The 25,885-nt window shown below is 43.1% G+C and carries 20 protein-coding genes; 16 read left to right on the forward strand and 4 right to left on the reverse strand.

Annotated elements, in window-relative coordinates:
* Positions 1 to 3: 3 nt before the first annotated feature.
* The 5 genes from ACP8HI_RS23560 to ACP8HI_RS23580 are packed head-to-tail and all read left to right on the forward strand — an operon-like array spanning position 4 to position 6,477.
* Entirely contained in the window at positions 4 to 1,854 is a 1,851-nt protein-coding gene (locus ACP8HI_RS23560) for a methyl-accepting chemotaxis protein (protein WP_438348542.1), read from the forward strand.
* 32 nt (positions 1,855 to 1,886) lie between these two features.
* Positions 1,887 to 2,312: a chemotaxis protein CheW gene (locus ACP8HI_RS23565; RefSeq protein ID WP_438348543.1), complete on the forward strand. Its 426-nt coding sequence runs from the start codon at positions 1,887 to 1,889 to the stop codon at positions 2,310 to 2,312.
* 7 nt (positions 2,313 to 2,319) lie between these two features.
* A complete protein-coding gene (locus ACP8HI_RS23570) occupies positions 2,320 to 4,308 on the forward strand; it encodes a chemotaxis protein CheA (protein ID WP_438348544.1) in 1,989 nt (662 codons plus the stop codon).
* 14 nt (positions 4,309 to 4,322) lie between these two features.
* Entirely contained in the window at positions 4,323 to 5,396 is a 1,074-nt protein-coding gene (locus ACP8HI_RS23575) for a protein-glutamate methylesterase/protein-glutamine glutaminase (RefSeq protein ID WP_438348545.1), read from the forward strand.
* A gap of 34 nt (positions 5,397 to 5,430) precedes the next feature.
* Positions 5,431 to 6,477, forward strand: a complete 1,047-nt coding sequence (locus ACP8HI_RS23580) for an alpha/beta hydrolase (RefSeq protein WP_438348546.1) — start codon at positions 5,431 to 5,433, stop codon at positions 6,475 to 6,477.
* A 133-nt stretch (positions 6,478 to 6,610) separates the two neighbouring features.
* On the opposite strand, the gene ACP8HI_RS23585 is transcribed toward ACP8HI_RS23580, so the two are convergent.
* Positions 6,611 to 7,669, reverse strand: coding sequence for a Gfo/Idh/MocA family protein (locus ACP8HI_RS23585; RefSeq protein WP_438348547.1), 1,059 nt, complete (start codon positions 7,667 to 7,669; stop codon positions 6,611 to 6,613).
* Between the two features lie 448 nt (positions 7,670 to 8,117).
* On the opposite strand from ACP8HI_RS23585, the gene ACP8HI_RS23590 reads away from it, so the two are divergent.
* Positions 8,118 to 9,743: an alkaline phosphatase gene (locus tag ACP8HI_RS23590; RefSeq protein WP_438348548.1), complete on the forward strand. Its 1,626-nt coding sequence runs from the start codon at positions 8,118 to 8,120 to the stop codon at positions 9,741 to 9,743.
* Between the two features lie 110 nt (positions 9,744 to 9,853).
* Here the strand turns inward: ACP8HI_RS23590 and ACP8HI_RS23595 are convergent, their stop codons facing one another.
* The gene (locus tag ACP8HI_RS23595; protein ID WP_438348549.1) at positions 9,854 to 10,750 is read right to left on the reverse strand and encodes a sugar phosphate isomerase/epimerase family protein; all 897 of its coding nucleotides are present in this window, start codon (positions 10,748 to 10,750) and stop codon (positions 9,854 to 9,856) included.
* A gap of 138 nt (positions 10,751 to 10,888) precedes the next feature.
* Between ACP8HI_RS23595 and ACP8HI_RS23600 the strand changes: the two genes are divergently transcribed.
* Positions 10,889 to 11,761: an AraC family transcriptional regulator gene (locus tag ACP8HI_RS23600; RefSeq protein WP_438348550.1), complete on the forward strand. Its 873-nt coding sequence runs from the start codon at positions 10,889 to 10,891 to the stop codon at positions 11,759 to 11,761.
* Positions 11,762 to 11,901: 140 nt separating this feature from the next.
* On the opposite strand, the gene ACP8HI_RS23605 is transcribed toward ACP8HI_RS23600, so the two are convergent.
* The gene (locus ACP8HI_RS23605) at positions 11,902 to 12,597 is read right to left on the reverse strand and encodes a 4'-phosphopantetheinyl transferase family protein (protein ID WP_438348551.1); all 696 of its coding nucleotides are present in this window, start codon (positions 12,595 to 12,597) and stop codon (positions 11,902 to 11,904) included.
* Between the two features lie 348 nt (positions 12,598 to 12,945).
* Here ACP8HI_RS23605 and ACP8HI_RS23610 point away from each other — a divergent pair, with 348 nt between their 5' ends.
* The 9 genes from ACP8HI_RS23610 (at position 12,946) to ACP8HI_RS23650 (ending at position 25,118) form a co-directional block, all read left to right on the forward strand.
* Positions 12,946 to 14,289 (forward strand): GGDEF domain-containing protein, encoded by a 1,344-nt coding sequence (locus tag ACP8HI_RS23610; protein ID WP_438348552.1) that lies wholly within the window; start codon positions 12,946 to 12,948, stop codon positions 14,287 to 14,289.
* Between the two features lie 16 nt (positions 14,290 to 14,305).
* Positions 14,306 to 14,806: a hypothetical protein gene (locus ACP8HI_RS23615; protein ID WP_438348553.1), complete on the forward strand. Its 501-nt coding sequence runs from the start codon at positions 14,306 to 14,308 to the stop codon at positions 14,804 to 14,806.
* A 111-nt stretch (positions 14,807 to 14,917) separates the two neighbouring features.
* Complete coding sequence (locus tag ACP8HI_RS23620) at positions 14,918 to 15,934, forward strand: response regulator (protein ID WP_438348554.1); 1,017 nt, start codon at positions 14,918 to 14,920, stop codon at positions 15,932 to 15,934.
* On the forward strand, positions 15,935 to 17,728 hold the full coding sequence (locus ACP8HI_RS23625; protein ID WP_438348555.1) for a sensor histidine kinase: 1,794 nt from the start codon (positions 15,935 to 15,937) through the stop codon (positions 17,726 to 17,728).
* An 89-nt stretch (positions 17,729 to 17,817) separates the two neighbouring features.
* On the forward strand, positions 17,818 to 18,777 hold the full coding sequence (locus ACP8HI_RS23630; protein ID WP_438348556.1) for an ABC transporter permease: 960 nt from the start codon (positions 17,818 to 17,820) through the stop codon (positions 18,775 to 18,777).
* A 13-nt stretch (positions 18,778 to 18,790) separates the two neighbouring features.
* On the forward strand, positions 18,791 to 19,660 hold the full coding sequence (locus ACP8HI_RS23635; RefSeq protein WP_438348557.1) for a carbohydrate ABC transporter permease: 870 nt from the start codon (positions 18,791 to 18,793) through the stop codon (positions 19,658 to 19,660).
* Positions 19,661 to 19,776: 116 nt separating this feature from the next.
* Positions 19,777 to 21,384 carry an extracellular solute-binding protein gene (locus tag ACP8HI_RS23640; RefSeq protein WP_438348558.1) on the forward strand — a complete coding sequence of 536 codons (1,608 nt, stop codon included), beginning with the start codon at positions 19,777 to 19,779 and terminating at the stop codon, positions 21,382 to 21,384.
* 67 nt (positions 21,385 to 21,451) lie between these two features.
* Positions 21,452 to 24,007, forward strand: a complete 2,556-nt coding sequence (locus ACP8HI_RS23645; RefSeq protein ID WP_438348559.1) for a glycoside hydrolase family 2 TIM barrel-domain containing protein — start codon at positions 21,452 to 21,454, stop codon at positions 24,005 to 24,007.
* Positions 24,000 to 25,118, forward strand: coding sequence for a glycoside hydrolase family 88 protein (locus tag ACP8HI_RS23650; RefSeq protein WP_438351963.1), 1,119 nt, complete (start codon positions 24,000 to 24,002; stop codon positions 25,116 to 25,118). Before ACP8HI_RS23645 ends, ACP8HI_RS23650 begins: the two co-directional genes overlap by 8 nt.
* An 82-nt stretch (positions 25,119 to 25,200) precedes the next feature.
* Here the strand turns inward: ACP8HI_RS23650 and ACP8HI_RS23655 are convergent, their stop codons facing one another.
* Complete coding sequence (locus ACP8HI_RS23655; protein ID WP_438348560.1) at positions 25,201 to 25,740, reverse strand: NADPH-dependent FMN reductase; 540 nt, start codon at positions 25,738 to 25,740, stop codon at positions 25,201 to 25,203.
* Positions 25,741 to 25,885 lie beyond the last annotated feature (145 nt).

Consider the following 25,885-nt stretch of genomic DNA (forward strand, 5'->3'; position numbering starts at 1 on the left):
AGCATGTTCAGAAAAAAATTAGATTTTACAATTAAGACTCGGTTGATTCTTGCTTTTATAGCTATTCTACTCTTGCCTTCTGTATTGATCGGATGGTTCTCTTATCAGAAAGCGGCGGCTTCGGTCACCCATCAGATTATTTCGAATGCAGAGCAAGCCGTTAAGTTCTCGGACATCCAAATTACAGAACTCATGTCATCCGCCATTGCAGATAAGGAATATCTCTCTAATCGTATTCATTCCGCAATGATCGAAGGACCTGAGAGCCCGCAAATTCAAGTGGTACTAGATCAATATATGAACCTTCACCCGGGATTTATCTCGGTCTACCTTGGAACTGAGGATGGACTCATGATTCGGTCACCTAAGCAACAGATGGAAGAGGGGTATGATCCAAGGACGAGAGCATGGTATACCGAAGCGATGGCGAATAAAGGTGAAGTGGTCATTAACAAACCTTCTATTTCTGCTGCAACCGATGACGTCGTCGTCGTTCCCTCAAAGGTGACAACTGATGGGGCGGGTGTCATGGGAAGTAATATTAATCTCAAGTATTTAGCTGAATCCATCCAAACGATACAGATTGGTGATGCAGGTTTTGTAACGATTTTGGATAAAGAGCAGAATTATCTCGTTCATCCGACGATTGCTCCAGGTACGGAGGCGACCGCATCTTTCATACCGCAATTTTACGAGTCAGAAACAGGTGAGATAGAGTATGAATTTGATGGTAAGGAGAAGATGGCTGTATTTGCAACGAATGAGTTGACTGGGTGGAAGATAGTGGGCGGTATTGAGAAGTCGGAAATCGTAAGTGCTACTCGTGGCATTCTATATACAACGCTGATTGTGATATCCATCGCCTTTGTATTCGGAGCTATACTGATCTACTTGATTATTCGTTCCATCAACAATCCTCTTCAAATATTAATGAGTTCTACAGCTAGAATTGCCAACGGAGATTTAACGGAAGAAATCGCCATTCACTCCCAAGATGAATTAGGGCAATTATCTATATCTGTTAACCATATGATCTATAAGTTGCGAGATTTAATTGGGGGCGTATTAAGCACTTCCCAGAATGTCGCAGCAGCATCTGAACAAATCTCGGCAACAACAGAAGAGGTTGCGAATGGAAGTACCGTGCAAGCGGAGGCATCTCAGATCATGCACGAACAATTCAGCGAGCTTACCATAGCGATCAGTTCTGTCGCAGAGAGCGTAGAGGAAGCAGCTAAGCTTGCGGGACAAACCACGTTAATCGCCCAAGGTGGTGGAGACATTGTGAAGTATTCCATTGAAAGCATGATACAGGTTAATACTCAAATGGAAAACTTGGAAGAGGACTCTGTCAAAATTGGAGAGATTATTGAAGTGATTAACGATATCTCAGAACAGACCAATCTGCTGGCCTTGAACGCTGCGATTGAAGCTGCACGTGCCGGGGATCAGGGAAGAGGTTTTGCAGTTGTCGCTGATGAGGTACGGAAGTTGGCCGAACGAAGCGGGAAGGCTACAACGCAGATCACTTCTATCATAAAGGGCATGCAAGCGAATACCAAACAGAGCGTATTGGCCGTATCCTATGGCGTGACTCAGTCCAAGGAGACAGGACAGGCCTTTGAGGAAATTATTACAATGATCAGTAACACGGAACATAAAGTTAACGAGATTGCCGCTGCGAGCGAACAACAAGCTGCACAAGCGGGCGAAGTGATGCATTCCATTGAGAAGATCTCATCCACGAGCCACGAGGCAGCGGCGGCTGCTGAGGAGACGGCGGCAACTTCGCACTCTTTGGCTCTACTTGCAGAAGGCCTGAATGAATCCGTTTCTATTTTCAAAATCAAATAAAGCAGGGGGATTTCGGAGAAATTATGCAGATCATGGGACAAGAACAATATATTGAATTTGTTATTGAGGAAGAACAATATGCTATTCATATTCAAGATATTCATGAAATTATCAAGATTCAGGACATTACACAGATACCCAGCGTCACATCCTATGTCGAGGGGGTCATTAATCTTAGGGGCAAGATCGTACCTGTTATTAGTCTTCGGAAATTCTTCGGGCTTGTAGACAAGGAATATTCGAGAACAACCCGCATTATTGTCGTTCATCATCAAGAGGACACGGTAGGAATTATTGTAGACCGTGTAAATAAAGTCACGACGTTCTCTGATATCCAAGCACCACCTGAGCGCATTGGTAGTATTGATGGAACTTATTTCGTAGGGATTGGTGTAACGAACATCGGTCTAGTTGCCATATTAAAGCTGAATGAAATCTTGCTTCACGAACAGGAGTGAATGACCGATGTTATCTGAATATAAAGAGGTCTTTCTAGAGGAGCTTGAGGAACAGCTGCAGCTGATGGACGAGGTAATACTACAACTAGAGCAAGATGGAGAAAGCGAGCAAGTTGTTCAAAGCCTGTTTCGTGCCGCTCATACATTAAAAGGGTCATCAGCGGCTATGGGTTATGAGGAAATGAAGCAATTAACCCATGAAATGGAACACTTGTTAGACCAAGTAAGAAGTAAGGTGCGTAGAGTTACGGGGTCGCTTATCGATCTTCTTTTTCAATCGATAGACTGTCTAAAAGAGTTGCAGAAAGATATTATGCGTGATGATAAGTCGGTAACAGATATATCACGATGTGTTCTGGATCTTCAAGCTTTTGCAAAGTCGACTAAAGAAGAGATACATCTGCCATTAGATGGCTTGTCTAACCCCGCATTGAGCTTGGATACGATGTTGAAAATAAAAGAGGCCGAGGATGATGGGCTTAAAGTATATTGGGTTCATGTACAAATCTCCCCCGAGTGTGACATTAGGGGAGCACGGTTCTATGTAATCCACTCTAATTTATGTAAATCAGGTGATGTTCTCTACTCCACACCGGATATTCATGGGATTGAAGAACAAGAGCACATCCCCCTTGAAATCCAATTGCTCTATGCTGGAAGTTATAGCAGTCTGGAGATACAGCATTTTGTAGCAGAGCTAACAGACGTTACAAGTGTTAGGGTGGAACCCGTTACAAACGAAACATCAGTATCCGTTGATCAGGTGATTGAGATGCCAGCGACAAGCGTAAATGATGATCAAGCGCACAAGGACAAATCTAAAGCGCAGACTATTCGTGTAAGTGTGGAACGTTTGGATCATCTCATGAATCTCGTCGGAGAGCTTGTGATTGACCATACTCGAATTGATCAAGTAGAACGCACGCAAAGAAACCAGTTCACAAATGATTCATTGGAAGAACTTAGTCAAATATCCGATCATCTTTCTCGTATCATAGGTGATTTACAGGAAAGCGTTATGCAGGCAAGAATGCTTCCGATTGAGCAGCTATTTAACCGTTTTCCACGAATGATTCGCGATCTAACTCGTGATTTGGGTAAAGATATTGAACTTGTTATCGAGGGTAAAGATACAGAATTGGATCGAACGCTAATTGAAGAAATTGCTGACCCACTCATTCATTTAATTCGTAATGCGGTTGATCATGGAATCGAATTACCTGAGCAAAGGGAGCGAACTGGCAAAGACCGTAAGGGAACACTTCACATAAGAGCGGCGCATGAAGATAATCAGGTAGTTATCTATGTAGAAGATGATGGAGCAGGCATTGATCCTGAGAAAATGAGGAATTCTGCCCTGAGCAAGGGGATCATTACGTCTGAAGAGGCGGAACTACTAAGCGATAGAGAAGCTATTCATTTAATTTTCCGACCAGGATTCTCCACAGCTAGCAAAGTAAGCGATGTATCCGGGCGTGGCGTGGGAATGGATATCGTCAGAAGCCATATTGAGAAGCTGAATGGACTGATTGATATTGAGACAGAACTGGGACAAGGAACGCGGTTCAAGATCAAACTTCCATTAACGCTAGCAATTATCATTGGTTTACTTGTAAAATTGAATGAACAAACTTTCATCATCCCCATGAGTAACATCTCTGAGATTGTAAGAATATCGCATAACGATATGCAAACCGTTCGGGGACAGCAAGTGATCCTGTTACGTAACCAGATCATCCCGATCGTCTGGCTACATGACCATTTCAACTTGCCTAGAAAGGAACAGAAGAAAGACCATATTCAGTTGGTCATCGTCGGATCTGCGGAGAAGAGATTGGCGCTAGCTGTAGATGAGCTCATCGGGAATCAGGAGATTGTCATTAAGTCGTTGGGAGCTTATGTTGGCAAAGTGAATGGTATCGCGGGCTCTACGATACTAGGCAATGGAAAAGTAGCTTTAATTCTTGATGTATCGGGTATAATGAATCAAGGCTAGGGGGGGATGATACGATGGACATGATAAAGGTACTAGTAGTAGACGATTCGGTGTTTATGCGTAGGCTGATATCACGTCTGATTACAGAGGATCCTACACTAGAAGTGATTGGAACCGCACGGAATGGATTAGAAGCTGTTACAATGGTGAAGGAACTCAAGCCCGATGTCGTGACATTGGATATTGAAATGCCGGAAATGAACGGTTTGGTAGCTTTGACGAAGATCATGGAACAGCGCCCAACACCCATACTGATGCTTAGTTCGCTTACACAGGAGGGGGCATCTGCAACGATAACAGCGTTACAGAACGGAGCTGTGGATTTCATCTCGAAACCCTCTGGTTCGAATTCCTTCGATTTATTCAAGGTGAAGGAAGAGTTGATATTAAAAATCAAGCAAGCTGCACAAATACCTTTGAGAAATCTAATTATTAACAATATAATAGTAACTAAGATAAATGTAGAGAGAAAAGAGAGCGCTCCGCCCAGAGTGATAAAGAACTTTGATCAGGTTATAGCCTTAGGAACTTCAACGGGAGGTCCAAAGGCGCTAGAGACTGTTATTACAGCCCTGCCAGCAGATTTCCCCTATCCCATGCTGGTGGTTCAGCATATGCCGCCTAAGTTCACGAAATCATTGGCAGATCGATTAAATCGCTTATCCGGTGTGCGGGTGGTTGAGGCGGAAGATAATCAACCCATATTGGGTGGAACGGTATATATTGCTCCTGGTGATTATCATATGATCGCTGTTAAGACGAATAAAGGATTCGTTATCAGGCTACATCAGGAGCCACAGGTGAATGGTCACCGTCCAGCGGCTGATGTATTGTTTGATTCTATATCTCAATTAAAGACCCTCAAGCGACACTTTATTCTTATGACCGGAATGGGAAGCGATGGAGCACGAGGAATGCTGTCTGCTAAACAAGCAGGAGCACAATCAACCATTGCGGAATCCAAAGAAAGTTGCATCGTCTACGGAATGCCGAAATCGGCAGTTGAGCTTGGATGTGTAGACCACATCGTTCCTCTGCATCTGATAACGACGAAAATAATGGAAGTGACACGTGCCCGAAACGGATAGTTCAGTATTGATCTTAAGTTAGGAGGTATATACCTTGGGTATAGGTAACAGTACCATAGAAAAAACAATGATGACGAGTTTCCTGTTTCAGGGATTCTGGAATAGATGGATTGCCAATGGCGTTCCCCAAGAAACGGTGAACGAGTTGCGTCAAAGGTTAAATAGTCTGCAAGATTGGATTCGAATTTTGCAAAAGCATGCCGATGTTTACGAGCAACGTGCAGTTAGTCTGTGTAATCAAGATTTATTCGGTGAAGCAGAGCATTTCTACCGACTTGCAGGAATGCACTATAATCTCATTCAGTGGATGTTCCCTGAGACAGGGGACGAGAAGCGGGCATGGTATCAAAGCTGCAAAGATATGCACCGAGAAGCAGATATACTTACCGAAGATGAGATTGTTAACGCAGTGATCCAAGTAGATGGCAACGCCTGTTACGGAAGGATACGTATTCCCCGACAGCCAAAGGGATGTGTCATTATCCTTAATCCCCTTGAGTCCTCAAAGGAAGAATCTATCACCTATGAAGCTAATTTCTCAAGAATGGGTTTCATCACGGTAAGCTTTGATGGACCGGGACAGGGAGAGACCTATGTGATGGACCAATATATAGCAACACATCAAAGATGGGACCTCTTTGTGAACGAAGTGATCGACTTTACGGCAACACAATATTTGGGGCTCCCGCTCTATTTATTTGGATCAAGCTCAGGTGGGACTTGGGCCATTCAAGGAAGTAATCATCCAAAGGTGTGCAGTACCGTATCGGTAAGCCCTGTCATTCATGTGGATGTGAAAATAATACCAGACTATTTCAAAGAACGATTGTCGTATATAGCCAACGGTCCAGGGGATAGTCTATTACCAAGGCTAGAGAACTTCGATCATGCCAGCCCGATTCTCTTGGTTCATGGTCAATCGGACACCATAGTGAAGGATGAGAGTATATACGAGTTGTATAATAGATTCCCGATGGAGAAACATCTTACAGAGTACTCTGATGAAGGGCATGGCTGCAACGAGAGAACAGACGAAATACTGATGGCAGCCGGGGAGTGGTATCTTGGATATCAATCCTAATGACTAATCTGAAGTTACTAAATAAGAGGTACCGTTGCAGGCAGCCATGGCTAGCTGTAACGGTACCTCTTATTGAAATATAATAAAGTATAAGTTTCACTTGCATAAGCCGTTGTAGACTTTTTAGTTATTTTTAGGAAAGTGGTGGAACATCCATAAAGTCAGCGATCAGCACTTTGCGACCGCTCTTCGCACTTTCAAGAGCAGCAAGGACCATTGCCATGCTGTATATATTGTCGCTGCAGTCTGTTTCTGGTTTACGGCCCTCTTCAAGCGAGGCGAACATCTCGTCCAGACAGCCTTGGTGGAACGTGTGCTTCATGTCAACAAGCTTGCCCTCCACTCGCTCGTAATTACGAATGAAATTACTAGACTGATCGCCAGCAGCAACGACCTCCGCATAAGGCTCTCCAAGACCATCCCAGATTGCTGTACCATGCTCACCCGTGACTCGCCAGGATGCTTCCCATGATGTAGGCACGCCTTCAGCGCACCACGAGCCACGGTAGTTAAATACAGAGCCATCAGACATCTCAAAGATGCAGATAGCCATTGCATGACCTGCATACCAAGAACCGGGGGGATTGAATTCATGGCAGTAGACGGATACCGGATTTACGCCACCAATGAAACGTGCTTGATCGAATGTATGAATCGCCATATCGAGTAGCAACGGACTTTCCATAGCATCACGAAAGCCGCCGAAATGTGCGCCAATAAAAAAGTCTGCCCCCATGAAGCCTAGTCTTCCAATAGTTCCCTCATTGATAAGATTACGGTATGCACGGATGCGCGGATCGAAGCGGCGATTCTGCATGACGGCATGCGTCTTACCGACCAACTTCGACACGCGAACGATATCCACACAATCGCTCATAGACTCTGCTAACGGTTTCTCGGCAAAGACATGGCATCCAAGTTCAAGCGCAGACTTACTTACCGTATAATGACTAGACGGAATCGTAACATCAAAGACCATATTTGCTCCAGTCTCCGTAATAGCTTGTTTAAGATCTGTAAATGTCGGGCAAGTTAGCTCCTTACGTTCCGCCATCGCCACTGCGAACTGTTCCTTAATATCAACTAATCCAACAATCTCCGTATCTGCTCTACCCTTCGCATAGTCTACCCATGTATTGGCCATCCCGCCGCAACCGGCTAAGATCACCCGATGCTTTATTGTCACAGTCATCAACCTCGCCTTCTTGTTGTGCCACTTATTAAAGGCTGTCCCAAATCACTTATTGAACGCTTATACTGGATTTGGAACAAAGTCTCCACTCTAGTCCAATGTTGCCTTATGTTATTCATAGCATCTCCATTATAGCCAGGAGATTAAGTAATTACTCTATTCAATCTTGTGCAATACTAGTCTAATCTTGTGGTGGTGAAAAGGGATGATTGCATTCTTCATTTGTACTGGCATGAGCATTTTGAAATCATCGTCAGCAAATACAACCTCTTATACAGCTTGGGATGCTACCCTATAATAATTTAATAGCAAGATATGTAGAGAAAGCTTATTTTGTACCGTATAAGTAAAGTAAATTTTTAACATGCTACGATATACTCTATCTGTGATGGTCTAACATGGCGAATCGCCTAACCCACACAACAATTAGGGTAGAGGGGGAATGGGTATGAAAAGAAAGCTATTTTGCGGTATCTCTAGTTTTATGCTTTTATGTAGCGTTTTTGCTGGTGGCAGTGTTTCTTACGGTAGTAGTGCGAGTACCGAGGATAATGCTGTGAAGAATGTTATTCTATTTGTTACGGACGGAATGAGTCTGAACGCTGTTAATATGGCTAGATGGTATCAGGGTGGCGAGCCGCTCTTTATGGATAAGTACTTCAGCGGATTATCAAGAACCTACTCTACAGATTCTTTAACTACCGATTCCGCTGCGGGTGCCACGGCCTTTGCCACAGGACATAAAATTAAGAGTGAAACGGTGTCGATCCTTCCTGATAAGGTCACCATGCCTTTCATCGAACCAACGAAACCGAACGAGGCGAATAAACCCCTTCCAACGATAATTGAAGCGGCTAGACTCGCGGGAAAAGGAACGGGATTGGTATTTACATCTGAGCTTACAGATGCTACACCTGCTGTCTTTGCTAGTCATGCGACCAGCCGGGAATTCGCGGGGTCTATTGCCGAACAAATGGTATATGATGGGGTCGACGTATTACTAGGCGGGGGATCAGACTACCTTGTGCCTGGTAAGGAAGAGAATAACAGAAAAGATGGCGAAGATCTTACGAAAGTTCTAAAGTCTAACGGTTATGAATATGTGACTAACAAAAAAGATCTATTAAACTCAAAAACGAATAAAATATGGGGTCTTTTTCAACCGGAAGCGTTAGACGCTGATTTTGACCTTAAACCAAAGGAACAGCCAAGCCTAGCTGAAATGACAAAAGTAGCGATCGACAAACTATCCACTAATGAGAATGGGTTCTTCATGATGGTGGAAGCGAGCCAAATTGACTGGTTTGGTCATGACAATGACCCGATTGGCATGATAAGCGAAATTCTAGCTTTTGATAAAGCTTTCAAAGTGGCAGTCGAGTTTGCGGAGAAAGATGGTAATACAGCTGTCGTATCCACCTCAGATCATGCCACGGGCGGCCTGAATATGACGAATTATGATACAATGAACGACCTGAGATCGGCTTTAAAAGGCGCTAAACATACTAGCTATGGCATAGAGGGTACAATTAACGAATCCAACCTGAAGAAAGTTCTGAAAGAAGAGTATGGACTTACGGATCTAACCAAAGAAGAAGTGGCAGCCGTCAAAAAAGGCCTGAAGGATAACCTTTCTCCTGTGATCGGACATATGATCGGCAAGAGAATTGGCGTTTCCTTTTCGACAGAAGACCACACAGCCGATGATGTCGGTATATTCGCTTATCACCCGAAGAACTTCAAACCTACCGATTTTATGGGAAGCGGAGTTATTATGAATTCGGATATAGGGAAATATATACAACATGTTTTGAAAATTGATATGGAAACCTTAGAAAAAACATTATATGTATCAGGAGCTGCCTTTATCGCTAAAAGTGCAACGGTCAAAGTTGATTATGCGAATAAAGAGAATCCAGTTATCGTTGTGAAAAAAGGGAATCAAATATTGAAACTACCGATTGATAAAAACATCGCATTAATCGATGGAAAGACGATAACCCTCAATACGCTTACATTATTAATTGACGGTAAAACGTGGGTGTCGCAAGAAGCTGTTGATTTAATCAAATAATAACGTGACTCTATTAACGCACAGGATGTCGAGGGTATCTCGGCATCCTGTGCGTTTTTTTAAAATATTAGAAAATATAAGTTTCACTCGATATTCTATTGAACATGTATTTACGGCTTATATACTGGATTTGGAACAAAGTCTCCACCACGGCAGTGTTTCAAATAATTCAAGCCATGAACTTGTCCGGTCATTTCCAATTCATCCCTATAGACTGGATCATGGAAGCCTTCGATATCAATCGTTCCTTGATAGCCATTCTGTCTTAGAATCGTAATAATATCCGACCAATTGGTATCGCCAAAGCCAGGTGTCCGATGCCAAACGAACGGTTCCTTTCCATGCACACCGTGCTCTTTGACAACATCCCATGCAATCGTTGCATCTTTGCCATGTACGTGGAACACCTTGTTGGCCCATTTGCGCAGCTGTGGAATGGGATCGATTAAGCTCACCATTTGATGACAAGGCTCCCACTCTAGTCCAATATTATCTTCAGGAACGGCATTGAACATCAACTCCCAAGCTGCGGGGTTATGTGCAATATTCCAATCACCAGTTGCCCAGGTTCCGCCCATATCGCAGTTCTCAAAAGCAATACGAACACCTTTATCCGCTGCTCTGCGTGTCAACTCTCCGAATACTTCCTTGAATTTAGGAATAGATTCGTCAATCGATTGTCCAGTTAGACGACCTGTGAACCCGGATACAATGTTCGTTCCGAATAAATGTGCATGATCAATGAGACGTTCCCAACTTGCAAGCGTATCAGCATTATCTCCTTCGCCTGTTAACGGATTTCCAAATACACTAACTGCTGATATTACAAAATCATGCTCGTCCGCAAGCGCACGTAAACGCTTCGCCATATCTGCAACATCTGTATCCCCTGTCGTTTGCCAAAAGGTCGGGTTGAAGGATTCGAATCCATGCGATACGATTTGTGGAATAACCTGAACTGCGTTTCCGCCATTAACTAGTGTCCCAATGCGTAATTTATTGTTCATCCTTGTATATCACTCCAATATTGTCTTATAGTATTGATATCATCTCCATTATAGCCAGGAGATTTAGTAATTACTCTACTCAATCTTGTGCAATACTAGTCTAATATTGTGGTGGTGAAGAAGAATATGACCTATCCTATGGAACTTTGGGAAAATACTCGACTCGAACATTCAATATATCCATTTCAACTCTTCCAAAATATTCAACATGTGAAAAAGGATGATTGCATTCTTCATTTGCACTGGCATGAGCATTTCGAAATTATCGTCATGCGTAAAGGGAGGGCTCTTTTCCATATCGATAGCCGACCCTATACGGCTGTAGCAGGAGATGTCGTCATTATTCCGGGTGGTAGTCTGCATGTTGGATATGCATTAGAGGGTGGAGATGTGAATTATGACAGTGTTGTCTTGAATGCTTCACTGTTCAATGATTGGATGCGTGATCCGGTGCATATACAGTATGTTTCCCCCTATTTGGAGGGGCGGCAGCGATTTCCCGTCAAACCAGTCGAGCATGATGAAACATGTGCTAACTATTACCCTTTATTAGATGAGGTCATAGCGGAGCTTAGAGTGAAGTCACCTGCATATCAGCTCGTGGTCAAGTCGAAACTGTATGCGCTATTTACACTATTATCACGTACTTTCATGCCACTTCAGTTGGATGACAAACCTGTAGAGGGTTATTTCCCAAACCATGAACGATTTAAGTTGCTGATCCAACGATTGGAATCTAATTTTTCTGAGAAAATGACGATCGAACAGGCAGCTAAGCAGGTTAGCCTTAATCCTTACTATTTCTGCAAACTATTCAAACGTTTAACGGGGCGAACCTTTATTGAATATGTGAATATCTGTAGAATGAATGAGGCTAAGCGGTTGCTCCTTGAGAGTAATGATTCAATAACTGAGATCGCATCCAAGGTAGGGTGTGAGAATCCGAACTATTTTACCAAACTGTACAAGAGGTATATGGGTGTGACCCCGTCGGGTACGAGGAGATCATAGATGATATTTTGTTGAGTGTGCTCTTAATAGGTACGGGTCCTGGTCGTGGTATTGGCCTACTGATGATCTGTGTCGGTGTTCTAGTGATGATCTAGTCGATATAGATTCGTTACAAGAAAGACTTGATACTCTATTCCTTCTTACAAACAGTCCATAAATTGATGAAACATCTCAGTAAAGGTAATCTGCACAACCTTCTCTTGAAAGGTATCTTGCTGTGAGCATACGGATACTTTATATGCGGGGTCGATAGAGTATTGTTTAAAGTAACAATTATTAAATGCATGTTGCGTATCTATGAGGATGTGATGATCATCTTTCCTAATCGTAAATGAAGAGAGGGGAAGGGATAGACCTATACCTACTGCCTTGATATAGCTTTCCTTAAGCGTCCAAAGGTCGAAGAAATAGTCTTGCCTATTATCCTCCCTATGTGCGTACAGATCGTGGCATTCCTGTTCAGAGAAGCAATGTTCAGCTATGTCGAAGTCGATGTCACTAATAAGCTCTACATCTATCCCAACGGGTGAGTCCGATAAGGCGCATAAGACCCACTGGCCAGAGTGAGAGTTGTTGAAATGTAGTCCGTCATTTCCATGTAGAAGTGGTTTCCCATTCTTATTGTGAATGAACTGTATATCACTATTCTTGATGTTAAGTTTATTGCAGATCCTAAGCCTGGAGAGAATATCGGCTGTTAATGTTCTTACAGCATCGTCTCTATGAATAAATCTATGTATTCGGTCTTGTTTCTCCATCGGAAGGGTAGCCATAAGAGTCTGCATCTGTAACGGATCGATACCATTCATTAACTTTACACCATAGACTTGCGTCATATTCTACCTCCAGTATTGGGTGAGTGGACTTTCCAATAAAAGTTATATTATAAGTGTTTTCTATCAGTGGGTGTATGGCGATACTCAGTTGAGGACAAAGACTTATAGTATCATAAATGGGTCTCCCATGATAATATATACATAGGTAAAAATATCTAGATATCATAGAATCGGGAGAGATTATAGATGATTTCGCAATATACCCAGTTCATTTTGTATACATCTATTATTTCAATATTAGCTAACTATCTCCGTTTTAAATGTAGGGGGAACCTCAATAAATGGATCCTGATAGCATCAAGCCTTGTATTGGTAAAGGTTGAAGATTTATTATTTGACTCTGTACATATGAATTGGATGTTATTAATCTTTATCGGTATGTCGGTAATATGCTTTCATGCTTATGGAGGAATTGCAAGCGTTCTCATATCTTGGTGTATAGTATTCGCCCAGACAGGTGAGAGTAATGTGTTTGTTCTGTGTATATATTCTCTTGTTGCAGCAGGTGTATACGTGTTAACTGAATATATTAGAAATGTGAAAATAGAGAGTGATGATTGGCTTAGTAAGCTCTCGTTGAATTCCAAGCAATTAAACGTATTTAAGGAAGTAAGCTTCTCCATTCAACAGACGCTTAATCTACAGAAACTATTACATACTATTCTAACATCTGTGACTGCCGGCCATGGTCTAGGGTTCAACAGAGCGATGATTCTGTTAGTCGATGAGGATGGTACCAAGCTAAAGGGAATTATGGGCACTGGACCGATGACTGTTACAGAAGGCTACGCGGTATGGGACAGAATTACTAAGAGCAAATATAAACTATTAGACCTCATTGAAGGTAAGGAAACTGAGAAGTCCGTAGATCTATTGCTCAATGAACAGGTGAAGGGGCTTGAGATACCACTAGATGAACCGAATTTCCTATATCAAGCTTTAGAGAGTGGCGAACCACTTCATATTACACGAATAGATGAAAGCGATAACACGCTATGGTTGTTTGCACATCAATTTAATATGAGCGAGTTAGTAGTATTTCCACTAATAAGCCAAGGGATGAAGGTCGGCGTTCTCATTATTGATAATCCAGTGAATAAGAAGCCGATTACGCCTAGCGATGTGGATAGCGTTACTCACCTTGCGAACCAAGCTTCTATAGCTATTCAGCATATCCATTTATATGGAAAGATTGAGGATCTAGCAATAAAGGATGGATTAACTGGATTATTCAATCAACGGTCACTGCAGACTTACCTGGAGCAACACTTGGGTGAACCGCAAGGGACACTTTCGATTATCCTGTTGGATATCGATCACTTCAAACATTTCAATGATACGAATGGTCATCTACTCGGAAATCAAGTGTTAATTCAGTTAGCAGATGTGATAAGGAATTCTATTATGGAAGATCATGTTGCCTTTCGTTTTGGCGGAGAAGAGTTTGTTATTTTACTTCCACATACGAATAAGGAAATAGCGTGTTTCGTTGCAGAAAGGATTCGTTCAAATGTAGAAAATGCGCCGTTCCCTTGTAGGGAAGGACAACCATCAGGTCGCTTAACGATTAGTCTGGGTGTTGCTTCATCAGAGGAACTTGGAGCGTTAACTTCATTAGAGCTTGTGGATGTAGCGGATCAGGCCATGTATAAGGCTAAAAAGACAGGAAGAAATAAAGTAGTATCATCATAGAAGGAGCTGGATAATCATGGTTGGATTCAGCCTTGTTCTTGTTCTCGCCATTTTTATATTTATATCGATTATTTTAATGAGCAGCCGGTTCTTTTATTTTACGGAGTTAAAATCAATGACGCAAAAAATAACGAGATTGCATGGATTTGATATTGAGGAATTGGATTATTCTTTTGAACAAATCGTATACTTTGTTTCTTTACCAAGTAATTTGCCAGCAATAAAACATGCACAGCTAGAAAATATAGTCATCAAACGTAGTTTTGAATCGCTGTTCTTTCCCCGTTTATTAGGAATTAAGATCGTTATTCATACCGATACGGAGAACCTGACGCTCGCGTATCTGCCAATTAAGGATTTCCGCCTTCCGGCATTAGATCAACTCTTAGAACAGGGGAAAATTGACGAAGTTGATTATCTTAAGATTAGTACGTGCAAATTAATACATTCGCAAACACTGAAAGAGATTTCAGATGAAGTGTATAAACAAATGCAGTTGGGTAGAAACGGAAAGTAGCAGTTCATTCCTCGTTATAGGGGATGAGCTGCTTTTTTTATTCTATTAGCAGAAATAGATGCTATGATAATAAATGAAAATATGGATTGTTTTATTGGAGGGGACAGAAGTATGCATATATTGATCGTTGATGATGAAATGATCATTAGAAATGGCTTAAAAAATATGATGTTAACATACAGCAAACCATTCAGTAGTATTCGAGTAGCGGAGAATGGCCAGCAGGCACTTTCCATGATTGCGGAATATCCGCCCAATATCATGATAACGGATATCCGGATGCCGAAGATGGACGGTTTGGAACTTTGCAAGCGCATTCATGAATCGTACAGCTTTATTAGAGTGGTGGTCATTTCAGGATTTGCAGAGTTTGAATATGCGAAGCAATGTATGGGATACGGTGTTAAAGAGTATCTGCTTAAGCCTGTTGTTAAAATGGATATTCATGAAATGTTAGATAGATTACTTTCTACCATGGACAAGGGAGTGGTAACGCCGACAGAGTCAGAGAAATGGTTGGATGAAATGTCGGAGCATATTTGGAAGCTGCGGTTGCAGGATGTGGATAAATGCTTGAATGAGTGGCTCTATTATTGTAGTGAAAGAACGGATCATCCAGATCGCTTGAGCGAGTTGTTAGATGACTCTTTCCAAGCTGTGTTGGATCGATTGAAGGTAAAAGGTCACAATTATACGGGCACGGATGCCAATATAGAAGTGGGTGCCTTCGTTGAGATCAACGAGAGGTTTCGCGGGAGGATCCATTCCTTAACGGATGATCTCGCTTTGCGTAGGGGTGGCTTTAAGGATTTGATGGCAGAGGCCAAAGCTTATATCGAGCAGAATATTGCCAAGGAAGTCACACTAGAGGAGGTCGCCAATCTCGTAGGTCTGACACCGAACTATTTCAGTTTGTATTTCAAGAAGGCTACAGGGGTTACCTTTATAAACTATCGAATGACAAAGCGAATAGCATTGGCCGAGAAGCTACTGGCGCTCCCTCATTATCGAATCGTAGACGTTGCGCATGAGATTGGTTATGAGGATTATTCACACTTTGCCAAGACATTTCGGAAAGTGAACGGTCTCACGCCAACTGAATTTCGTAGCAGACTGGGGATCAAATAAATGATGAAGCGGCGAAAAGGACTCTTTTTTCGATTGTATACTTATTTTATCATTGTTATTCTTGTACCTTTATTCGTCCTCGGATTGTCCACTTTTTATGGTGCGTCCGCCAAGCTTCGTGATCAGGCCGAAGCGAATATGACCCAGGTTGTCAATATCGCATCGCACCACTTGGAGCAATATATTCGAAGTTATGAAAATTCGACATTGTCGCTGCTCACTAATCTGGATATCAAAGAATATCTCGATATGGCTCCGGAGTCGAATTATAAAAATTACTTTTACACGTCTAGGATCAAGGAGAACGCCTTTGAACCTATATTGATTCGCCATCCGGAGGTTACCGCATTATACGTAGTTGGGCAAGATGGCCGATCCGTCATTGTGAATAATGGCATTCCAATCGACTTTACGACTCCCACCTCAAAAGCTTACTTTGCTGATCTATTCTCCGATATTCCGGATAATGGTCAGCTAGTTATTTTAAATGATAGTATCACCTCTGGACAGCAAGGTCAGTCTATTACACTAGCTCGCAAAATTAGGGGACTTCGGTCGATGGAGTATAAAGGCGTTCTGGCGATGGAGGTCAGGAGTGCAGATTTGTCATCCCTCTGGAAGGGGATTGAATTGGGGCCACAAGGCTTTTTTTATATTGAGGATAGGCAGGGAAAGATCATTTATCATACGGATTCAAGCAGGATAGGTCAACAGGCGCTCAACAAAGTAGGCAGAGAGCTACCTGAAGACAATATCGAGTCGTTCATAGACGTGGAAGACGGTGTGGAGCGGTTTACGATAGCACGTTATTCATCCTACACGAATTGGGATCTACAGCTTTCTATCCCAATGGATGATTTACGTCAGCCGATCAATGGGATTCGAACGAATATGATTTGGATTGGTATGGCCACATTGATATTGGCATTACTGATCGCTTATCGATTTGGTCAATCTATAACCACGCCGATCCAAAACTTAAGACAGGGTATGAAACAGGCAGAAAAGGGGGATTGGACAAGGATTCCGCTTATTGGCAAACAGGATGAAGTGGACGAGTTGATTGTGAGCTACAATTCCATGGTCTCTAAGCTATCTGATCTAATCGAACAAGTCTATACAGCGGAAAGCACCAAGCGGGAGGCCGAGGTAGAACGGCAGAAAGCAGAGCTCCAGGCGCTTCAACTGCAGATTAATCCCCACTTTTTGTACAATACGCTGGAGACGATTGTTTGTTTCCCAACGGTTCAGGACTCCTTTGAGGTGTCAGAAATCGTCAAAAGCATGGCCTACATGCTGAGATATGCTGTCCAGACCAGTTTAGAGGAAGTTACGGTCGTTAACGAGGTCAAGCATGTGTTGAATTACATGACGATACTGAAGTATCGATTCGGTAAGGAATTCGAATTTGATGATGAGATACCACCTGACTATTTGTTAAATAAAATGGTGCGGCTCACGCTGCAACCTCTCATCGAGAACGTCTTCCAACATGCGTTCAGTGATGGAATTGAGGAATATCATCGTATTCAGATTCGTGCGGAAGAAACGGATACCGGCTTTATTGTCTCTGTTGTCGATAACGGATCTGGGATGAGCGAATCATCTCTGTTAGAGCTACAAAGCCGTTTGGAGACCAAACGCCTAACGGAAGTGACAGAAGGCAAGGGAGGAATCGGTGTCCTGAATGTTCACCGCCGTATTCAGCTTGTATTTGGCGAACAATATGGGCTTGAAATTGAGAGTGAATTAGGAGAGGGAACGGTCATTCGAATGGTTATGCCTAAATCGTAGAAAAAGCCATATCGACAAAGATAACGCCATCGTAGAACCTAGGGTCATCGTGTACGATAATCGTACAAACTATTAAGGAGATGACTCCGATGGCAAAAAATAATATATCTAAGTCAGAGTCCGACCGGATTCAATTTCGGAATGGAAAGGAACGATGGGCTAATCTCAGAAAGTATAAAGCGCTATATCTCCTATCCATTCCGGGAATTATTTACTTCCTACTATTCAAGTATGTTCCGCTTGTTGGTTCCATCATGGCTTTCCAAGATTACAATATTTTCAAAGGTTATTTTGGGAGTGCATGGGTGGGACTTGATCACTTTCAGCGTATGTTTCAATATCCGGACTTTCTACGTATTTTAAAGAACACGCTACTTCTCGCTATTTACAGTTTAGGATTTTCTTTTCCGATCCCTATTATTCTTGCGTTATTGCTAAATGAGATACGTAAGGTTTTTTTCAAACGGACGTTACAGACCATTCTCTACATGCCACATTTTCTGTCGTGGATCGTCATTGGCGGTATCGCGATTGAAATTTTATCACCTCGGAGTGGTATTGTGAACAATATCATAGGCATGCTAGGCTTCGAGCCCATTTACTTCATGGGTGAGAATTCCTATATACGCACAATACTGGTCTCCTCTGGTGTATGGAAGGATGCAGGGTGGGGAACGATTATCTATTTGGCCGCTTTAACGAGTATCAATCCAGATTTATATGAAGCTTCGGAAATTGACGGAGCCAGTCGTTGGAAACAGACGTTATCTATTACGATACCCTCCATTATGCCGACCATCACCATTTTATTCCTACTGCAAATTGGGCATTTCATGGATTTCGGATTCGAGAGAGTCTCTGTGTTCCTAAATACGCTTAACTCCAATAAGGGTGAAATTCTGGACACGTACATTTATACAGTCGGCCTTCTTGATAGACAATATAGCTATACGACAGCCATCGGTCTGTTCAAATCAGTGGTGGGTCTCGTCTTGATTATGACAGGAAACACGTTGAGTAAGAAGATGACCGGCGAAGGATTATATTAAGGAGGAGACCCCCATGGTAAGATTAAGCACTGGACAGCGTGTATTTAATGTATTCAATTATATTTTTCTGATTGTGTTAGGCTTGAGCATGATTCTACCCATTTTACATGTCGTTGCACAATCACTCAGCAGTAACACAGCAATCAATAGCGGCAAAGTCTTCTTTTGGCCGGTCGATGCTACCCTAACTAACTTTAAGGCGGTTATTGGAGAAAAGCTCATCTGGCGTTCATTCGGAGTTAGTATCTTTATTACGACGTTTGGTACATTTATAAATCTTGCGATGACGGCTATGTTAGCTTATCCATTGTCGCGTACGGAATATGTATATCGCAAGCCTGTATTGATTCTGGTGCTACTTACATTGATTTTTACAGCACCCCTTATTCCGAACTATTTGCTCGTTAAAGAATTAGGGCTCCATGATACGTTGTGGGCGTTGATGTTGCCAGGGGCAATAAGTGCATTTAATCTGTTTGTCATGCGATCCTTCTTCATGGCATTGCCAACGGAACTGATTGACTCATCACGAATCGATGGATGCGGAGAAATGCGGATCTTATGGAGTATTATTCTACCCCTTTCGAAGCCTGTTATGGCGACAATAGGGATATTCTATGCTGTATCGCATTGGAATAGCTATGCGAATGCGCTCTATTATATTAATAATAGGCAGTTATATCCGCTTCAAGTCAGACTCAGAGAATTTATTATTACCGATAGTTCCTCTATTTCGTCGCCTGCGGAGGATGTTATGATGTCTTCTCCAGAGGGGATCAAAATGGCAGTGGTAGTTATAGCTACCATTCCGATTATGCTGGTATATCCGTTCTTGCAGAAGCATTTCACCAAAGGGATGATGGTAGGCTCGGTAAAAGCATAAGTAACGTAAAAGAAACCATTGCATCATAAGTAAGCACATATTAACTATTTTTATGACGTGATAAGTTAGATACGGGAAATGAAAGCGCTATAAAAACCATTAGGGGGCGTCTATGTATGAAAAAGGGAATAACTAGTTTACTTTGTATTATGCTTCTAACAAGCGTATTAGCAGCTTGTGGAGCCTCGAACAAGGGTGCGGAGAATAGTCCTACACCTGACAAAACTGATAAGCCGGCAGAAACGGAAACGATTGCAAAGCCGACTAAATTCTCCATCGCAAGAGGAACGCTTGCCTTGAAAGCGGTTGAATCGGTAGAAGACATCAACAAGGATAAATGGGTACTTGAACTGGAGAAACGTACAAATACAGATATGGACATCCAGCTGCTTCCACATAAGGATTTCAAACAAAAGGTTTCATTAATGTTCGCAGGCGGTGATTTGCCAGACGTATTAGTAGCTTATCAATCGATGACACCATCTAGTAAAGATATGAAAGGTGCTGTAGAAGCTGGTATATTCATGCCACTGGATGACATTCTCAAGTCACATGGACAGAATTTGCTAAATGCGATTCCGAAGGAAGCATGGGATGAAGTTACCTCCGAAGGTAAAATCTACTCCATTCCACAGTACTTAAGTGTTCAATCGAGACGTGCGACGTTTGTACGTGCAGATCTTCTGGAGAAAGCCGGATTGCAAGCGCCTAAGACGATCGACGACTTGCTTCCTATGCTCCGTGAGTTCAAGAAACTTGGAATTGAGCAGCCATTCGGCTTCCGTGAGAACTTCAAGTATGCAGATTTCGTACTAGGTGCTTATGATGTACTTCCTTATAGCACGATGTATGAGAAGCAAGGTGATCAAATCGTTCCGAAGTTCTTCGATAGCGAGAACATGATGAAGGCCTTGGAAATGTATAAAACGATGTATGATGAAGGCTTGATGGCGAAAGACTTCGCAACGATTACTGGTGCGATGTGGACGAAGAGCCGCGATGCCGGTAATCTCGGAATTTATAATGCGAATGCGAATCAATTGGGTATTTACCAGAGCGAATTGTCTAATTCTATTGCAGACGGCAAGTTGGAAATGATTGCTTCTCCAACTGGACCAGATGGCAAAGGCGGCATGATGCTTTACAACACGACTTTGGAGCAGGCTTATCTTAACGCGAAGCTTGACAAGACAAAGGCTGAAGCAATTATCAGTTATTTCGATTATATGGTTAGTGAAGAGGCCACAACTTTCTTTACCTTTGGTACTGAAGGAGAAACATACACGAGTGATAACGGAAAAGTCACTTATAAGGTTCCTGCAGATGAAAATGAGCGTTATTCTGAACAACGCCGAGATTGGTTATGGATCGCTAAAGATGGCGCGTTCAATAAAGATAGACTTCCGCTTGAGCCTAAGGGTGAAGAAATGCTAGCTGGTTTTGAATCGGTTTTACCGAATGAAGGTCGAGCGGGTATGTTCTTTGATCCGGAGCTTGATAGCTACACACAATATCCAGATTTGGCACCGAAATTCGATGAGCCATCGAAGTTTATCCTTGAACATATGGTCAAAATGATATATGGTGATGAGCAAATTTCTGACTGGCCGAAAGTTGTAGAAAGTTGGAAGACTAGTGGTGGTAACGAGATTATTAAAGAAGCGACAGAGCGATTCAATAATAACGTTGGTGTGATTGTTGGTCCAGACGCTAATATTCAATAATTCATAAGCAAGTTTATTGGGCGTCCGCAAGGGCGCTCTTTTCAAAACATGAGATAGGAGAACGGACATGCATAAACAAAGATTAGTAGATGGATGGCAACATTACACTGGAGGTCTTGGAGGCGTCTGGGAAGTATGGCGAAGCGACAAACTAAACAATCACTATAACGTTCCGTGGGAAGCCGTTACGCTACCACATAGCTATAATGCACTTGATGTTATGGATCCTGATCTACCGTATTATCAAGGTCACGGATGGTACCGACTCAAAGCAGATATCCGAAATCCTTATCCGGGAGGGCGTACCTTACTTCATTTCGAGGGAGCAGGGCAGCGAACGGATGTGTATGTGTATACGAATAAGGTGGGATCGCATCTTGGCGGTTATGATGAATTTACGGTAGACATAACAGAAGCGTCTTCTGAAGCGAGTGAAATGGAGCGTTATCATGATGTGGTACCGATCGCGATAAAGTGTGATAATAGTCGCGATTTGGAGACGATTCCTTCTGATGCCAACGATTTTCACGCATACGGTGGTATCTATCGGAACCTGAACCTTGTCTATGTGCCAGCTGTGTCGATTGAACGTGTACATGTGACAACGGATTGGGTGGGTACGGTGGAGTATGCCAAGGTGGGTAAGGGTCAAGTCAAAGTATCTGTAGATATATCTTTGTATAACCCTGAGAAGGATCAAGATGAGCTGAAGGTAGACGTGTTAATGAAGAATCCTGAGGGGGAATACATCGGACAAGTGGAAGTCGTCTTGTCCCCATGGGAAGGTATGCAAGGAATGGCGGAATTTGCCCTGACGGATCCGGCCTTGTGGTCGACGGATACACCGAACTTGTATTCCGTTGACGTTAGGCTAGAAAGTGTACATGGGGAAACGTCTCTGAGTGAACGTTTCGGCTTCCGAACATTCGAATTCTTACCCAATGGTCCTTTTCAATTGAATGGTCAGCGGTTATTGCTTCAAGGAACGCATCGACATGAAGATTATGCAGGGGTAGGACCTGCGATGACGGACGAGATGATTCGTGAGGAGCTTCAAGTCATCAAAGAGATGGGTGTGAACTTCATTCGGCTCGGACATTATCAACAGTCGCGAATCGTGCTAGATCTTTGTGACGAATTGGGAATTCTGGCTTGGGAGGAAATTCCTTGGAGCCGTGGGGGTTTAGGGGGAGAAGGGTACCGCCAGCAATGTCGCGATATGTTGGAAGCTATGATTACCCAGCATAAGAACCATCCTTCTATTATTTTATGGGGACTGGGTAACGAGAATGATTGGGAATGCGATTTCGATTACTTCGATCAGGAAGAGATCAGAGTATTTATGAAGGAACTTCACTTGTTGGCGCATCGCTTGGACTCGTCTCGCCTTACGGCTATCCGACGCTGTGACTTTTGCAAAGATATTGTTGATGTGTATTCACCATCCATCTGGGCAGGTTGGTACCGCGGGGTGTATACCGATTATGAAGAAAGCTGTAGTGCCGCCGCTCAAGAGGTCAACTCGTTCTTCCATGCGGAATGGGGAGCAGATAATTTGGCGACACGCCATGTTGAGAAACCATATACGGGCTTTGAAATGATCAATGGAGGGGAAGTCGCGACAGACGAACGGGATGGGGATTATCTCCTGGTCGGGGGTGAACCTAGAGTATCTCGTGATGGTGATTGGTCAGAGACTTACTTTTGCGACATGATCGATTGGTACTTAAGTGCGCAGGGGAGAATGGATTGGCTAACGGGTGCCGCGCAATGGGCATTCAAGGATTTCGCGACTCCGGTGCGCCCAGATTCACCGATCCCTTATCTGAACATGAAAGGAGTCGTAGAACGTGATTTGACGAAAAAGGATGCGTTCTACGTCTTTCAATCATATTGGTCGAAAGTTCCAATGGTTCGCCTGTATGGTCATACGATGCCCGTTCGATGGGGGGGAGTGGACGAGCAGAGAATGGTTAAGGTGTACTCGAACTGCGAATTTGCGGAGCTGTTCTTGAATGGCGTCAGCTTGGGCAGGCATCAACGTAATTCGAATAATTTCCCTGCTGCCGGATTGCGTTGGGAGACTTCGTTCGAGCCGGGTCTGAACCATTTGCGGGTAACCGCAGAGCGAGACGGTGTTATTGTGGAAGACGAACTGACGTTTGAATACCAGACAGAGACTTGGGGGGAGCCTATTTCGCTTCAATTAATTGCTGAGAAACGGGATGAGGGTTTATACGAAGTGTTAGTGGAGGCGTATGACAAGAATGGTGTCTTCTGCCCCGATGCGGCGAACTTCGTACGCTTTGGTGTAGCGGGAGACGGGAAGCTTCTCGACAACCTTGGCACGATTCGTGGATCTAGGCTGGTTCAACTGGCGAGTGGTAGAGCGGGCATTTATGTCGATCCTCGTGGAGCGCTTCCTCCTCATATCACGGTAGGTGAGTTTTTCACAGCAGGTGGACCGGCTTCCTCGCTACTTAGGTTGGATGACAATGGAAGAGAATCACATGCGATCGTTAGTGTAGCTTGTGACGGTATGTCGACAGCTTTCATATCCATTATCACAACTAGAGAATTGTTAGATAATGAAGGAGGCAGTAACAATGCAAATAATGGGTAAAGAACGAAATAATTTTGCAGAACCACTTGCGATGTTGTTAGACAAGGGGGAGCGTATGCTCCTTCAGATGGGAGATAAATCGCCTCATGTAGCTAAAGCCGACGGCGTGTATGACGATATGCGTCATGACTGGTGGACATCAGGGTTTTGGCCGGGAATATTGTGGATTTTGTACGATCTGACAGGCAAAGAACAGTATAAAGAAGCTGCATGGGGTTGGGATGAGAAGTTTGAACGTAAAATGATGCAGGACAACAACTTCCATCATGACGTAGGATTTCAATTTCTTCCTACCGCAGTGATCAAACATAAGCTTACGGGTGATCCTGACGCGCTTCGCCGTGGCTTGTTTGCTGCAAATTTCCTAGCAGGTCGATATAATTTAGCTGGACGTTTCTTGCGAGCTTGGAACCAAGAAAAGTTGGGTTGGTCGATCATCGATTCGACCATGAATCTCTCGCTATTATTCTGGGCTGCAGAGACCTCGAATGATCCGCGGTTCGCACATATTGCAAAAGCGCATGCAGATACGGTAGTAGAGCACTTCATCCGAGAGGATGGTTCGGTTCGTCATATTGTAAACTTCGATCCTGAAACAGGTGAGTATTTGGGTGCCATAGGTGGGCAGGGAGCCGGACCTGATTCAGCCTGGAGCCGGGGAGCCGCATGGGCACTATACGGGATGGCGAATGCGTACACGTATACGGGAGATGAAAAGTATATGCGAGCTTCTCAGCGAGTCGCTAATTTCTTCATCGCCAATTTGCCTTCTGATGACGTACCGCACTGGGATTTCAGAGCATCGGAGGACTTGGAGAATGAACCGAGAGACACCTCAGCTGGCGCTTGTGCAGCATCAGGTCTCTTGGAGCTTGCATCCATACTTCCTGGTAACGAAGGTAGTGTGTACTTAAGAGCGGCAGAGCGTATCCTGACGTCACTCCATCACAACTATGCCACTTGGGATTTGCCGTCTCACGATGCGATTCTGGTTCAAGCAACAGGGCATAAGCCTGCAGGTGAGAATGTAGATGTATCCTTGATATATGGTGATTACTTTTTCGTAGAGGCCATTGCAAAGTTAAATGGTTGGAAAAGTCGAATCTTTTAACAAAAAAATAAACCAATCTCGGCAGACCGGAGATTGGTTTATTTAACCTATAAGAGGATGTTCAAAAGCTAATCTTTTAAAATTATCTTAAAGTCTTTAATGCACCGCTCCAAGCAAGTACTTGATCAAGCATGGCGTTAACATTATCAAGATGTAAATCAGCTGGTTTGAATACAGTTCCGTTCTCGAAATCAGTAAATAGTGACAATAGAGGGTTTACGCGAACATCCGCTATTTGTAATTCTCCCAAAATTCCACGTAAATGTTCAGCTGCACGGACTCCACCTGCAGAACCATAGCTTACGATACCTGCTGACTTATTGATCCACTCGTCACGCGCATAATCAAGTGCATTCTTCAATGCTCCTGTAAGGCTGTGGTTGTATTCTTGAACGATAAATACGAATCCATCTAGGCTAGCGAGTTTTGATGACCAAGCTCCTGCTCCTGCCCCAGGATCAGCTTCGCCTAAAAGTGGTAATTTAAAGTCTGCAATATCGACGATTTCATAATTGGCATCTCCACGTTTGTCAGCAATCCCTTTTACCCATTCCCCAACTTGTGGGCTGACGCGTCCTTGACGTGTGCTTCCTAGAATAATACCAATGTTTAACTTTGTCATTGTTATTTCCTCCTTGTTGGTTGGTGTACCAAATAATTTGTTTAACCACTTCATGTACTGCACCACTTTCAATATTGTGTCTATTTCCAAGAAACCTATACCGATAGTATCTCTAGTTAGTATATTTCAAACATGAGATAATTCT

The organism is Paenibacillus sp. FA6 (assembly GCF_051550225.1).
Lineage (GTDB): Bacteria > Bacillota > Bacilli > Paenibacillales > Paenibacillaceae > Paenibacillus_AQ.

Excerpts from the sequence above, each read along its gene's own strand:
- ACP8HI_RS23635 (WP_438348557.1), top strand. The coding sequence starts at position 18,791 with ATGGTAAGATTAAGCACTGGACAGCGTGTATTTAATGTATTCAATTAT.
- ACP8HI_RS23605 (WP_438348551.1), bottom strand. The coding sequence starts at position 12,597 with ATGACGCAAGTCTATGGTGTAAAGTTAATGAATGGTATCGATCCGTTA.
- ACP8HI_RS23570 (WP_438348544.1), top strand. The coding sequence starts at position 2,320 with ATGTTATCTGAATATAAAGAGGTCTTTCTAGAGGAGCTTGAGGAACAG.
- ACP8HI_RS23585 (WP_438348547.1), bottom strand. The coding sequence starts at position 7,669 with ATGACTGTGACAATAAAGCATCGGGTGATCTTAGCCGGTTGCGGCGGG.
- ACP8HI_RS23595 (WP_438348549.1), bottom strand. The coding sequence starts at position 10,750 with ATGAACAATAAATTACGCATTGGGACACTAGTTAATGGCGGAAACGCA.
- ACP8HI_RS23575 (WP_438348545.1), top strand. The coding sequence starts at position 4,323 with ATGGACATGATAAAGGTACTAGTAGTAGACGATTCGGTGTTTATGCGT.
- ACP8HI_RS23615 (WP_438348553.1), top strand. The coding sequence starts at position 14,306 with ATGGTTGGATTCAGCCTTGTTCTTGTTCTCGCCATTTTTATATTTATA.
- ACP8HI_RS23655 (WP_438348560.1), bottom strand. The coding sequence starts at position 25,740 with ATGACAAAGTTAAACATTGGTATTATTCTAGGAAGCACACGTCAAGGA.
- ACP8HI_RS23625 (WP_438348555.1), top strand. The coding sequence starts at position 15,935 with ATGATGAAGCGGCGAAAAGGACTCTTTTTTCGATTGTATACTTATTTT.
- ACP8HI_RS23600 (WP_438348550.1), top strand. The coding sequence starts at position 10,889 with ATGGAACTTTGGGAAAATACTCGACTCGAACATTCAATATATCCATTT.
- ACP8HI_RS23620 (WP_438348554.1), top strand. The coding sequence starts at position 14,918 with ATGCATATATTGATCGTTGATGATGAAATGATCATTAGAAATGGCTTA.
- ACP8HI_RS23645 (WP_438348559.1), top strand. The coding sequence starts at position 21,452 with ATGCATAAACAAAGATTAGTAGATGGATGGCAACATTACACTGGAGGT.
- ACP8HI_RS23610 (WP_438348552.1), top strand. The coding sequence starts at position 12,946 with ATGAATTGGATGTTATTAATCTTTATCGGTATGTCGGTAATATGCTTT.
- ACP8HI_RS23650 (WP_438351963.1), top strand. The coding sequence starts at position 24,000 with ATGGGTAAAGAACGAAATAATTTTGCAGAACCACTTGCGATGTTGTTA.
- ACP8HI_RS23630 (WP_438348556.1), top strand. The coding sequence starts at position 17,818 with ATGGCAAAAAATAATATATCTAAGTCAGAGTCCGACCGGATTCAATTT.
- ACP8HI_RS23590 (WP_438348548.1), top strand. The coding sequence starts at position 8,118 with ATGAAAAGAAAGCTATTTTGCGGTATCTCTAGTTTTATGCTTTTATGT.
- ACP8HI_RS23565 (WP_438348543.1), top strand. The coding sequence starts at position 1,887 with ATGGGACAAGAACAATATATTGAATTTGTTATTGAGGAAGAACAATAT.
- ACP8HI_RS23640 (WP_438348558.1), top strand. The coding sequence starts at position 19,777 with ATGAAAAAGGGAATAACTAGTTTACTTTGTATTATGCTTCTAACAAGC.
- ACP8HI_RS23560 (WP_438348542.1), top strand. The coding sequence starts at position 4 with ATGTTCAGAAAAAAATTAGATTTTACAATTAAGACTCGGTTGATTCTT.